Below are 12,391 nucleotides of genomic sequence, written 5' to 3'. Positions count from 1 at the left end.
GCTGCACATCGTATTTGGCGTGCTCAAGTCGGGCCATCCTGATGACCCGAAACTGGCGCTTGCCCGGTAACGGGCAAGAGGGTATCTACACCCAGCGGCTCTGTAGCCGCTGCCGAGCCTGCGAGGCTGCGCCAAGGTCCGCAGGACCTTCAGCGTTCGGATCGGTGCGGCTTAGAACGAGCGGATGATCCGGCCCAGGGTCTCCATGGCCTTTTCCATCGTCTCGTTCCACGGGCTGCCGTAATTGAGGCGAATGCAATTGCGAAAACGCTGGGTCGGGGAAAAGATCGGCCCGGGGGCGATGCTGATGCCCTGGGCCAGAGCCATCTGGAACAGCTTCAGGGAGTCCATCTGCGGCGGTAGCTCCAACCACAGGAAATAACCACCGGCGGGCTGGCTGACCCGGGTCTGGGCCGGGAAGTGCCGGGCAATCGCCGCCAGCATGGCGCTCTGCTGTTCTTCCAGGGCATAGCGCAGCTTGCGCAGGTGGCGGTCGTAGCCCCCGTGCTGCAAATAGTCGGCAATGGCCGCCTGGGCCGGCATCGAGGCGCACAACGAGGTCATCAGCTTGAGCCGTTCGATCTTCTGTGCGTAGCGCCCGGCGGCCACCCAACCGATGCGGTAGCCCGGGGCCAGGCTCTTGGCGAAGGAACCGCAGTGCATCACCAGGCCCTCGGTATCGAAGGCCTTGGCCGGTTTCGGGGCTTGCTGGCCGTAGTACAGCTCGGCGTAGACATCGTCCTCGATCAGCGGTACCTGGTGCTGGCGCAGCAGTTCCACCAGTTCCTGTTTCTTGGCCTCGGGCATGCTCGCGCCCATGGGGTTCTGGAAGTTGGTCATGCACCAGCAGGCCTTGATCGGGTGACGTTCCAGGGTCTGGGCCAGCACGCCCAGGTCGATGCCGTCGCGCGGGTGGACAGGGATCTCCACGGCCTTGAGCTTGAGGCGCTCCAGCACCTGCAGGCTGGCATAGAAGGCCGGGGCCTCGATGGCCACCAGGTCGCCGGGTTCGGTCACGGCTTGCAGGCACAGGTTCAGCGCCTCCAGGGCGCCATTGGTGATCAGCAGTTCCTCCATGGGCAGCATCAGCCCCGCCACCATGTAGCGCAGGGCGATCTGCCGGCGCAACTGCGGGTTGCCCGGCGACATGTCGGTGACCACCACCCGCGGGTCCATCTCGCGGCTGGCGCTGGCCAGGGAGCGGGACAAGCGCTGCAGGGGGAACAGGGTCGGGCTGGGGAAGGCCGAGCCGAAGGGCACGGTACTCGGGTCCTTGATCGAGTCGAGCACCGAGAACACCAGCTCGCTGACGTCGACTTCGGTGGACTCGTTGACTTCGCTGCTGATCACCGGCTCGGAGAATGGGCTGGGCGCGTGGGCATTGACGAAGTAGCCCGAGCGTGGTCGGGCACGGATCAGCCCACGGCGTTCCAGCAGGTAATAGGCCTGGAACACCGTCGACGGGCTGACCCCGTAGGTCTGGCTGGCGTAACGCACCGAAGGTACGCGCTGGCCAGGACCCAGGACCCCGGAACGGATCAGTTCGGCGATGTCATCGGCGAATTTTTCGTAGCGTTTCATCTGCGGTGCAAGATCCAGTCTGGTCATCGGTGCGACATGCGTAAGGTAGCGAGAGTAGGGACTGCGACCCGCGGGCGCCAGGAGGGTCCAGGGCGCCCGCGGGTGCTGGCGTGGTCCGGGATACCCCTCGCCACGGCATTCTAGAGGTTCAGCGGTTCATCGGCGCGACAAAACGGCTTGCCGCCACGGCCTGGATGGCCGGGTCGTCGCTATCGCTGACCTTGAAACTGATGTCCTGGGAACTGCTTTGCGGGCGTTCCTGGACCAACGCCACCGAAACCGGCAAGTCGACGATTTCACCTGGAGCCAGGCTCAGTTCGGTCTTGCCTTGCAGCTCGAAGCCTTCGCCGTCTACCAGGGCCAGGTGATAGTCCTGGCGTTGCTGGGTCTTGTTGATGATCTTCAGGCTATAAATGTTCTCGATCTGCCCCAGGGCATTCTCGCGGAACAGGCCACGGTCCTTGGTCACGTCCAGGGACACCATCGGCCGTTGCACCAGGGCCAGGACCAGCGCGCCGATCATCACCAGCATCACTGCGCAGTAGCCCACCAGGCGCGGCCGCAGCAGGTGGGTCTTGCCCCCTTGCAGTTCATGTTCGGAGGTATAGGAAATCAGGCCGCGGGCGTAGCCCATCTTGTCCATGATCGAGTCGCAGGCATCGATGCAGGCGGCGCAGCCAATGCATTCCATCTGCAGGCCGTCGCGGATGTCGATGCCGGTGGGGCAGACCTGCACGCACAGCTGGCAGTCGATGCAATCGCCCAGGCCGACATCGGCGGGCTTGACGTCGCGCTTGCGCGGGCCACGGCTTTCGCCCCGGGTCGGGTTGTAGGAAATGGTCAGGGTGTCCTTGTCGAACATCACGCTCTGGAAGCGGGCATAAGGGCACATGTGCATGCACACCGCTTCACGCATCCAGCCGGCATTGATATAGGTGGCGCCGGCGAAGAACACCACCCAGAACAGGCTCAGGCCGCCGATCTGCAAGGTCATCAGCTCCTGTGCCAGGGGCCGGATCGGGGTGAAGTAGCCGACGAAGGTCAGGCCGGTGAGCAGGCTGATGCCCAGCCACAGGGTGTGCTTGAGGGCCCGGCGGGCCAGCTTGTTGGCGCTCCAGGGCGCGGCCTGCAGCTTGATCCGCTGGTTGCGGTCGCCCTCGGTGACCTTTTCGCACCACATGAACAGCCAGGTCCAGGAGCTTTGCGGGCAGGTATAGCCGCACCAGACCCGACCGGCGAACACCGTGATGGAGAACAGGCCGAAGGCGCAGATGATCAGCAGCGCCGAGAGGAGGATGAAGTCCTGGGGCCAGAAGGTGGCGCCGAAGATATGGAACTTGCTTTGCGCCAGGTCCCACAGGACTGCCTGGCGTCCGCCCCAGTTGAGCCAGACGGTGCCGAAGAACAGCAGGAACAGGAAACCTGCGCCGCCCATGCGCAGGGTGCGGAACAGGCCGCTGAAACTACGGGTATAGACGTGTTTGTCGGTGCTCTTCGTCTTCATCTGTTTAGGGCGTGAAGGTTCGAAGGTCTCTACTAATCGGACGGGGATTCTTTCGCTCATGGTCGTTCGCTCATAGCCTCCATCAGGCCGCGCAACTATGACCATGGATCTGTTTGCATAACAGGCTCAGCTATTTGATAAAAAAGCGGATCAGATGACCGTTGGAGGAGACCTGCGACAACTTGCTGCACCCGGCAAGTTCCCGGGGACCTGGCCCCGCAGGCTGATGGCACAGGGCTACGGGGGTGTCCCTGATCCAGGTCAGTCAAATCACCGAATCACCCTCGGACGCCTTCAGATGGCGCCGGCCGTCGGTGGCACCTGCCACGGTCAGTGCGTCGGCTTCTGCTTCGGTGATGTAGATCCGCTCGCCCTTGATCTCCACCGCCGACATCGCCTTGGCGCTGTCGGTGATGATGGTCACGGCACTGGCGGGCAGGCGTTCGTGGAGGGTCTGGGTGTCGAAGTAACAGTGCTGCTGTTCGATGCGCAGGCTCATGTCGGATCTCTCCTGGCGATGGCTATACAGGTTAGGGCCCGCCACTCGGCCAGGGTTCGCTGCCGGCGATCAACGGCGTCCAGGCAGCGGGCCGGCACCTTTTGCCTGGCGCCGCGGTCCATCCTTAATGAAGCCCATGTCCCGCAACCGGTGGGGCCCGGATGGCCGGAGGAGCATTCGATGGACGCCTGGTGGCATGAGGTATGGCTGACCCTGCAAGCGGAGTTCGCCGATATCGGCGACGCGCGGCAGATGACCCGGATCATCCTGCGGCTGCTGCTGGCGGCGGTGCTGGGGGCGGTGCTGGGGTTCGAGCGGGAGCACAAGGGCAAGGCGGCCGGGGTGCGCACCCACATGCTGGTGGCCATGGGCGCCGCCTTGTTCGTGCTGGTGCCGAGTTTGTCGGGCGCCCAGTCCGATGCCATGAGCCGGGTGCTGCAGGGGGTGATCGCCGGGATCGGCTTCCTTGGGGCCGGGACCATTCTCAAGGGGCGTGAGGAGGAGTCGGGCCAGCATGTCAAGGGCCTGACCACCGCCGCCGGGCTCTGGATGACCGCCGCCATCGGCGTCGCGACCGGCATGGGCCGCGAGGCCACGGCGCTATTGAGCACTTTGCTGGCCCTGATGGTCTTCAGCCTGATGCCGTTGATCGTGCGGCGCCTGGAAAAGCGCTGAATACCGCCTGCCTATCTATGCTTGCCGGCGAACCGCCGGAATCATGCCCGCTCCTTGGCCAGTACCGGCGGCCTGGGCATGGGCGGGTCGCCCTTGGGCGGGGGGGTGCTGTCCGGTGGCTCCTGTTCGGGAACCGCCGGTGGTTCGCTGGGCGGCAGGGGGGGCTGGTCGATGTTCGGATCAGGGGGATCCGCCGGGATCGGGATATTCATTGCTGGCCTCCTGGGTGCTTGCGGTTGCACCGGTTCGTTCGGTGGACCGCGCAAGGGCGCATTTGATTCCCGCCGCCTGGATGGTCACTTGCGCTGAACTTTCCGCGAGGCGCGTGGCTCGGAACCTAAGTATGTCGATCCAGCGCTGTACCGGGGCATCGTCGGCCCGGTCAGCCAAACGTCGAGAACCAGTGCAGAGGGGTGATGCTCGATGACCGCAGAACAACCGACCGAACAGGACTACCAGGCGCACCTGCCGTTGTCCCAGGCCTTGCTGCTGCCACGCATCGCCATCGAAGGCACCCGCCCGGTGCTCGATGGCGGCCAGTTCGCGGCCAAGGCCACCGCTGGCCAGCAGGTGGAGGTCGCGTGCAAGGTCTTCACCGATGGCCATGACAAGCTGGCGGTGCGGGTGCGCTGGCGTAACGAACGCCAGGACGCTTGGCACAGCCAGGTCCTGGAAGACCAGGGCAATGACGGTTGGCTGGGGCATTTCCCGGTGCCGGAGGCGGGCCGCTACCGCTTCTGCATCGAGGCCTGGATCGATCAGTTCGCCAGCTTCTGCTACGAACTGGAAAAGAAATACCTGGCCGCCCAGCCGATCAGCCTGGAACTGCAAGAAGGCCGGACCCTGGTGCAGCAGGCTGGCGAGCGCAGCGAAGGCGCGCTGCGCGAACAATTGCTGGTACTGCACCAGCAACTGGGCGGCTTGCTCGCGGCCGAGCAGGTGGCGCTGTTCTTGAGTGCCGACAGCGCCCGGTTGATGGCCGAGGCCGACCTGCGTCCCTACCTCAGCCTGAGTCCCGAATACCCATTGGATGTGGAGCGCGAGCGCGCGCAGTTCGCCAGCTGGTACGAGCTGTTTCCCCGTTCCATCACCGACGATCCGGCGCGCCACGGCACCTTCGACGATGTGCATTCGCGCTTGGCGATGATCCATGACATGGGCTTCGACGTGTTGTATTTTCCGCCGATCCACCCCATTGGCCGGCGCCACCGCAAGGGCCGCAACAATTCCCTGGTCGCAGCCCCGGACGATCCTGGCAGCCCCTATGCCATCGGCAGCGAGGAGGGCGGCCACGAGGCGATCCATCCGCAACTGGGCAGCCGCGAGGACTTTCGCCGGCTGGTGGCGGCAGCCGCCGACCATGGCCTGGAAATCGCCCTGGACTTCGCCATCCAGTGTTCCCAGGACCATCCCTGGCTGACCCAGCACCCGGGCTGGTTCAACTGGCGCCCGGACGGCACGATCAAATACGCCGAGAACCCACCCAAGAAGTACCAGGACATCGTCAACGTCGACTTCTATGCCGCCGATGCCATCCCCAGCCTGTGGCTGGAGCTGCGGGACATCGTGCTCGGCTGGGTCGCGGAGGGTGTCAACATCTTCCGGGTCGACAACCCGCATACCAAGCCGTTGCCGTTCTGGCAGTGGTTGATCGGCGATGTGCGCAGCCGGCACCCGCAGGTGATCTTCCTGGCCGAGGCCTTCACCACCCCGGCAATGATGGCGCGCCTGGGCAAGATCGGTTACTCCCAGAGCTACACCTACTTCACCTGGCGCAACACCAAGAGCGAACTGGCCAGTTATTTCAGCGAGCTGAACCAGTCGCCGTGGCGCGAATGCTTCCGGCCGAACTTCTTCGTCAACACCCCGGATATCAACCCCGGCTTCCTGCATGACTCGGGCCGCCCCGGCTTTCTCATCCGCGCGGCGCTGGCCACCATGGGCTCGGGCCTGTGGGGCATGTATTCGGGGTTCGAGCTGTGCGAGTCGGCGCCGTTGCCGGGCAAGGAGGAATACCTGGACTCGGAGAAGTACGAGATCCGCCCGCGAGACTTCAATGCCCCGGGCAACATCATCGCCGAGATCGCCCAGCTCAACCGTATCCGCCGGCAGAACCCGGCGCTGCAATCGCACCTGGGGCTCAAGCTGTACAACGCCTGGAACGACCGGATCCTGTACTTCGGCAAACGCAGCGCCGACGGCGGCAACTTCGTGCTGGTGGCGATCAGCCTCGACCCCTTCAACCCCCAGGAGGCGCATTTCGAGCTACCGCTCTGGGAAATGGGCCTGCCCGATGAGGCCGCGACCCAGGGCGAGGACTTGATGAACGGCCATCGCTGGACCTGGTACGGCAAGGTCCAGTTCATGCGCCTTGAACCGGCCCTGCCATTCGGCATCTGGCGCATCAGCGCCGACTGACCTGGCCGCGCCGCCGGCCCTAGGGCCAGGCGGCAGTGCCCGCGCACGGACCTCTGTACAGATTCAGGAGTGAGCAATGGCGAAGAAAACCCGACCCGCGACCTTCATCAAGGACCCGCTCTGGTACAAGGACGCGGTGATCTACCAAGTGCATGTGAAGTCCTATTTCGATTCCAACGACGATGGCGTCGGCGACTTTCCCGGGTTGATCGCCAAGCTGGACTACATCAAGGAACTGGGGGTCAACACCATCTGGCTACTGCCGTTCTATCCCTCGCCACGGCGCGACGACGGCTACGATATCGCCGAGTACCGTGGGGTCAGCCCCGACTACGGCACCCTGGCGGACGTCCGGCGGTTCATCGCCGAGGCCCACAAGCGCGAACTGCGGGTGATCGCCGAGCTGGTGATCAACCACACCTCCGACCAGCATCCCTGGTTCCAGCGCGCCCGCAAGGCCAAGCCCGGTTCGGCGGCGCGCAACTTCTATGTGTGGTCCGACGACGACCAGAAGTACGCCGGCACGCGGATCATCTTCCTCGACACCGAGAAATCCAACTGGACCTGGGACCCGGTGGCCGGCCAGTACTTCTGGCACCGCTTCTATTCCCACCAGCCGGACCTGAACTTCGACAACCCGCAGGTGCTGAAGGCCGTGCTCTCGGTCATGCGCCACTGGCTGGACATGGGTATCGACGGCCTGCGCCTGGACGCCATTCCCTACCTGATCGAGCGCGATGGCACCAACAACGAGAACCTGGCCGAGACCCACGATGTGCTCAAGCGCATCCGCGCCGAGATCGATGCCCATTATCCGGACCGCATGCTCCTGGCCGAGGCCAACCAGTGGCCCGAGGACACCCAGCTGTACTTCGGCCAGGCCAGCGGCAATGGTGCCGATGGCGACGAATGCCACATGGCTTTCCACTTTCCGCTGATGCCACGCATGTACATGGCCCTGGCCCAGGAAGATCGCTTCCCAATCACCGACATCCTGCGCCAGACCCCGGAAATCCCAGCCAATTGCCAGTGGGCGATCTTCCTGCGCAACCACGATGAACTGACCCTGGAAATGGTCACTGACAAGGAGCGCGACTACCTGTGGAACTACTACGCCGCCGACCGCCGGGCGCGGATCAACCTGGGTATCCGCCGACGCCTGGCACCGCTGATGGAGCGCGATCGCCGGCGCATCGAGCTGCTCAACAGCCTGCTGCTGTCGATGCCCGGCACCCCGACCCTCTACTACGGCGACGAGATCGGCATGGGCGACAACATCTACCTGGGCGACCGCGATGGCGTGCGCACGCCGATGCAGTGGTCCATCGACCGTAACGGTGGCTTTTCCCGGGCCGATCCGGCGCGCCTGGTGCTGCCGCCGATCATGGACCCGCTCTACGGCTACCAGTCGGTGAACGTCGAGACCCAGTCCGGAGACCCTCATTCATTACTCAACTGGACCCGGCGCCTGCTGGCGGTGCGCAAGCAGTCTAAGGCCTTTGGCCGGGGCACGTTGAAGATGCTCTCGCCGAGCAATCGCCGGATCCTGGCCTATACCCGGGAATACACCGGGCCCGATGGCAAGCAGGAGATCATCCTCTGCGTGGCCAACGTCTCGCGCAGCGCCCAGGCGGCGGAGCTGGACCTGTCGAGCTTCGCCGGCATGGTGCCGGTGGAGATGCTCGGCGGTAGCGCCTTCCCGCCCATCGGCCAATTGAATTTCCTGCTGACGCTGGCGCCCTATGGCTTCTACTGGTTCGTCCTGGCCAGCGAGCAGCAGATGCCCAGCTGGCATGTCGAGCCGGCCCAGAGCCTGCCGGAGTTCACCACCCTGGTGCTGAAGAAACGCCTCGAGGAGTTGCTGGAGGCGCCGTCGCGCACCACCCTGGAGCAGGAAATCCTGCCCAGCTGGCTGCCCAAGCGCCGCTGGTTCGCCGACAAGGACAGCACCGTGGGCCAAGTGCAACTGGTGTATGGCGTGCGCTTCGGCGATCCGCAGCATCCGGTGCTGCTGGCCGAGATCGAGGTCACCACCCAGGGCCGCAGCCAGCGCTACCAGGTGCCATTCGGCCTGTTGGCCGAGGACCAGATCAGCAGCGCCTTGCCCCAGCAACTGGCCATGTCCCGGGTCCGACGCGGGCGCCAGGTGGGCTTGATCACCGATGCCTTCGCCCTCGACAGCTTCGTGCGCAGCGTGCTCCAGGCGCTCCAGGCCCAGGCCCGGTTGGACAGCGACGCCGGGCAGATCCGTTTCGAGGGCAGCCCGCAACTGCAGCGCCTGGGCCTGGAGGCCGAGGTCGATGTGCGCTACCTGTCGGCCGAGCAGTCCAACAGCTCGGTGGTGGTGGGCGAAAGCCTGGTGCTCAAGCTGGTGCGCAAGGTGGCCGGCGGCATCCATCCGGAACTGGAAATGGGCGCTTTTCTCACCCAGGCCGGTTTTGCCCATATTTCGCCATTGCTGGGTTCGGTGGTGCGCCGTGATGCGCAGGGCCAGGACCACCTGCTGATGATCGCCCAGGGCTACCTGAGCAACCAGGGCGACGCTTGGGAATGGACCCAGAGCAACCTGGAGCGGGCGATCCGCGACGAACTGGCCAGCGCCGTCTCCGAGCAGGAGCAGCATTACAACGCCCTGGCCGAACTCCAGGACTTCGCCGGCCTCCTGGGCCAGCGCCTGGGGGAAATGCACATGCTGCTCGCCGCTCCCGGCAGTACTGCGGATTTCGCGCCCCAGGCCTATACCCAGGAAGATCTCCAGGCTTGCCAGTGCCAGGTCGCCGGGCAACTGGAACACAGTTTGCAATTGCTCGAAGAACACCAGGACAGCCTGGCCGAGACCGACCGTGGCCTGTGCCGGCGCCTGTTGCGGCACAAGGGGCGCATCCTCGCCGAAGTCGAGCAACTGGCCGGGCAATTGCTGGGCGGCTTGCGCATCCGGGTCCATGGCGACCTGCACCTGGGGCAGGTGCTGGTGATCAAGGGCGATGCCTACCTGATCGACTTCGAAGGCGAGCCGGCGCGGCCCCTGGCGGAGCGCCGGGCCAAGCACAGCCCCTACAAGGATGTCAGCGGCGTGCTGCGTTCGTTCGACTATGCCGCGGCCCTGGCCCTGGAAGCGCCGGCGGTGGATGGCGCGCCGGATGCCCAGGCGGTCCGGCAAGCCGTGGTCGGGCGTTATCTGGAGCGCTCCCGGCAGGCTTTCGTCACGGCGTACCGGCAGGCGACGGCTAATCTTGCCCATGGCTGGCAGGCCTCGGCGGCCGACGCCGCCCTGGTGTTGTTCAGCCTGGAGAAGGCCGCCTATGAACTGGCCTATGAGGCGCAGAACCGACCCGCCTGGCTGCACGTGCCGCTGCGCGGCCTGGCCGGGTTGTTGCGTGAACTACCGGACTTTTCCGACATCGATGGAGAGCAGTCATGAATTTCTCGAACAGGGAGCAGGAGCGGCGCCAGGAACGGTTGCTACCGTCGGCCAGGGCCATCGAGGCCCTGGTGCGGGCCGAGAACAACGACCCGTTCGCCATCCTCGGGCCCCATGGCGATGGTGCCGGCGGGCAGGTCATCCGGGCTTTCCTGCCCGGGGCGCTGAGTGTCCAGGTGCTGGACCGCGAGCAGCAGCAATTGCTCGGCAACCTGGAAGCCGACGAGGTGCCGGGGTTGTTCGTCGGGCATTTCCCCGAGGCCCGGCCCTACCTGCTGCGTGTGCAGTGGGCCGGAGGCGAACAGGTCAGTGAAGACCCCTACAGCTTCGGGCCGTTGCTTGGCGAAATGGACCTGTACCTGTTCGCCGAAGGCAATCACCGCGACCTCGGCAGTTGCCTGGGAGCCCAGTTGACCACGGTGGACGGCATCGCCGGCGTGCGCTTCGCGGTGTGGGCGCCCAATGCCCGGCGCGTCTCGGTGGTGGGTGACTTCAATGTCTGGGACGGCCGCCGGCATCCCATGCGCCTGCGTCATCCTTCGGGGGTCTGGGAGCTGTTCATCCCGCGCCTGCGCGCTGGCGAGTCGTACAAGTACGAGATCCTCGGCCCTCAGGGCATCCTGCCGCTCAAGGCCGACCCGGTGGCCCTGGCGACCCAATTGCCGCCCGATACCGCGTCGAAGGTCGCGGCGCCGCTGGCCATCGACTGGCAGGACCAGGAGTGGATGCTGGCCCGGGGTGAACGCCAGCGGGTCGATGCGCCGCTGGCGATCTACGAGCTGCACGCCGGCTCCTGGCAATGCGAGGTCGACGACGTGGGCGAGGTGGCCCGCCACTACAGCTGGGCGGAGTTGGCCGAGCGGTTGATTCCCTACGTCAAGGATCTGGGCTTCACCCACATCGAACTGATGCCGATCATGGAACATCCCTTCGGCGGCTCCTGGGGCTACCAGCCCCTGGCGCAGTACGCGCCCAGTGCCCGCTACGGCTCCGCCGAGGAGTTCGCGGCCTTCGTCAATGCCTGCCACCTGGCGCAGATCGGGGTGATCCTGGACTGGGTGCCGGCGCATTTCCCCACCGATGCCCACGGACTGGCACAGTTCGACGGCACGGCGCTGTATGAGTACGGCAACCCTCTGGAAGGCTTCCACCAGGACTGGGACACGCTGATCTACAACCTCGGGCGTACCGAGGTCCATGGCTTCATGCTGGCCTCGGCCCTGCATTGGCTCAAGCATTTCCATGTCGATGGGCTGCGGGTCGATGCGGTGGCCTCGATGCTCTACCGCGACTACTCGCGCAAGGCCGGGGAATGGGTACCCAACCGCCACGGCGGCCGGGAAAACCTCGAGGCCATCGAGTTCCTGCGCCATCTCAACGACGTGGTGGACCTTGAAGCGCCGGGCGCCCTGGTGATCGCCGAGGAATCCACCGCCTGGCCCGGGGTCAGCCAGAGTACCGAGCATGGCGGGCTGGGGTTCGCCTACAAGTGGAACATGGGCTGGATGCATGACTCCCTGCATTACATCCAGCAAGACCCGGTCTATCGATCCCACCACCACAACGAGCTGAGCTTCGGCCTGGTGTATGCCTGGTCCGAGCGCTTCATCCTGCCGATCTCCCATGATGAGGTGGTGCACGGCAAGCATTCGCTGATCGACAAGATGCCCGGCGATCGCTGGCAGAAATTCGCCAACCTGCGGGCTTACCTGAGCTTCATGTGGACCCATCCGGGCAAGAAGCTGTTGTTCATGGGCTGCGAGTTCGGCCAGTGGCGCGAGTGGAACCACGACCGGCAACTGGACTGGTACTTGCTGCAATATCCCGAACACCGTGGCGTGCAACGGCTGGTGGGCGACCTCAACCGCCTGTACCGCGAGTATCCGGCGCTGCACGAGCAGGACCACGTGCCCCAGGGCTTCCAGTGGCTGATTGGTGACGATGCGCTCAACAGTGTGTATGCCTGGCTGCGCTGGAGCCGCGATGGCGAGCCGTTGCTGGTGGTGGCCAACTTCACCCCGGTGCCGCGCGAGGGGTATCGCGTGGGCGTACCCCTGGCCGGACGCTGGAGCGAAGTGTTCAACAGCGATTCGCAGCTGTATGCCGGGTCCAACTACGGCAACGCCGGCGAAGCCTTCAGCGAAGAGCAGGAAAGCCACGGCCAGGCCCTGTCCCTGGTGCTCAACTTGCCGCCCCTGGCGGTGCTGATCCTGCGCCCCGGCCACTGACACGGCCACAGGGCGCGCTTCGTTTAGCCGCTGCCGCAGGCTGCGCAGCGGCGGCAATCGCAGGC

General features: G+C 65.2%; 8 protein-coding genes. 4 read left to right on the top strand and 4 right to left on the bottom strand.

Annotated elements, in window-relative coordinates; genetic code table 11:
- Positions 1–171: 171 nt before the first annotated feature.
- From mapR to H7A76_RS24895, 3 genes are all read right to left on the bottom strand, one after another.
- Positions 172–1,581 carry a GntR family transcriptional regulator MpaR gene (mapR, locus tag H7A76_RS24905; RefSeq protein ID WP_053130369.1) on the bottom strand — a complete coding sequence of 470 codons (1,410 nt, stop codon included), beginning with the start codon at positions 1,579–1,581 and terminating at the stop codon, positions 172–174.
- Positions 1,582–1,729: 148 nt separating this feature from the next.
- Positions 1,730–3,145 carry a cytochrome c oxidase accessory protein CcoG gene (gene ccoG, locus H7A76_RS24900; RefSeq protein WP_185700956.1) on the bottom strand — a complete coding sequence of 472 codons (1,416 nt, stop codon included), beginning with the start codon at positions 3,143–3,145 and terminating at the stop codon, positions 1,730–1,732.
- Positions 3,146–3,350: 205 nt separating this feature from the next.
- A complete protein-coding gene (locus H7A76_RS24895; RefSeq protein ID WP_185700955.1) occupies positions 3,351–3,584 on the bottom strand; it encodes a DUF3203 family protein in 234 nt (77 codons plus the stop codon).
- 180 nt (positions 3,585–3,764) lie between these two features.
- Here H7A76_RS24895 and H7A76_RS24890 point away from each other — a divergent pair, with 180 nt between their 5' ends.
- Positions 3,765–4,259, top strand: coding sequence for an MgtC/SapB family protein (locus H7A76_RS24890; protein WP_185700954.1), 495 nt, complete (start codon positions 3,765–3,767; stop codon positions 4,257–4,259).
- A gap of 41 nt (positions 4,260–4,300) precedes the next feature.
- Here the strand turns inward: H7A76_RS24890 and H7A76_RS24885 are convergent, their stop codons facing one another.
- Positions 4,301–4,471 carry a hypothetical protein gene (locus tag H7A76_RS24885; RefSeq protein ID WP_185700953.1) on the bottom strand — a complete coding sequence of 57 codons (171 nt, stop codon included), beginning with the start codon at positions 4,469–4,471 and terminating at the stop codon, positions 4,301–4,303.
- 211 nt (positions 4,472–4,682) lie between these two features.
- On the opposite strand from H7A76_RS24885, the gene H7A76_RS24880 reads away from it, so the two are divergent.
- From H7A76_RS24880 to glgB, 3 genes are all read left to right on the top strand, one after another.
- Complete coding sequence (locus H7A76_RS24880) at positions 4,683–6,677, top strand: alpha-1,4-glucan--maltose-1-phosphate maltosyltransferase (RefSeq protein ID WP_185700952.1); 1,995 nt, start codon at positions 4,683–4,685, stop codon at positions 6,675–6,677.
- A gap of 76 nt (positions 6,678–6,753) precedes the next feature.
- Entirely contained in the window at positions 6,754–10,098 is a 3,345-nt protein-coding gene (treS, locus tag H7A76_RS24875) for a maltose alpha-D-glucosyltransferase (protein ID WP_185700951.1), read from the top strand.
- Entirely contained in the window at positions 10,095–12,326 is a 2,232-nt protein-coding gene (glgB, locus tag H7A76_RS24870) for a 1,4-alpha-glucan branching protein GlgB (RefSeq protein ID WP_185700950.1), read from the top strand. The genes treS and glgB overlap by 4 nt, the downstream gene beginning before the upstream one ends.
- Positions 12,327–12,391 lie beyond the last annotated feature (65 nt).

This window comes from Pseudomonas sp. MSSRFD41 (genome assembly GCF_014230245.1).
Classification (GTDB): Bacteria; Pseudomonadota; Gammaproteobacteria; order Pseudomonadales; family Pseudomonadaceae; genus Aquipseudomonas; species Aquipseudomonas piscis.
This window is presented reverse-complemented; position numbering and strand designations above follow the sequence as displayed.

Excerpts from the sequence above, each read along its gene's own strand:
- H7A76_RS24890 (WP_185700954.1), top strand. The coding sequence starts at position 3,765 with ATGGACGCCTGGTGGCATGAGGTATGGCTGACCCTGCAAGCGGAGTTC.
- H7A76_RS24880 (WP_185700952.1), top strand. The coding sequence starts at position 4,683 with ATGACCGCAGAACAACCGACCGAACAGGACTACCAGGCGCACCTGCCG.
- treS (WP_185700951.1), top strand. The coding sequence starts at position 6,754 with ATGGCGAAGAAAACCCGACCCGCGACCTTCATCAAGGACCCGCTCTGG.
- mapR (WP_053130369.1), bottom strand. The coding sequence starts at position 1,581 with ATGAAACGCTACGAAAAATTCGCCGATGACATCGCCGAACTGATCCGT.
- H7A76_RS24885 (WP_185700953.1), bottom strand. The coding sequence starts at position 4,471 with ATGAATATCCCGATCCCGGCGGATCCCCCTGATCCGAACATCGACCAG.
- ccoG (WP_185700956.1), bottom strand. The coding sequence starts at position 3,145 with ATGAGCGAAAGAATCCCCGTCCGATTAGTAGAGACCTTCGAACCTTCA.
- H7A76_RS24895 (WP_185700955.1), bottom strand. The coding sequence starts at position 3,584 with ATGAGCCTGCGCATCGAACAGCAGCACTGTTACTTCGACACCCAGACC.
- glgB (WP_185700950.1), top strand. The coding sequence starts at position 10,095 with ATGAATTTCTCGAACAGGGAGCAGGAGCGGCGCCAGGAACGGTTGCTA.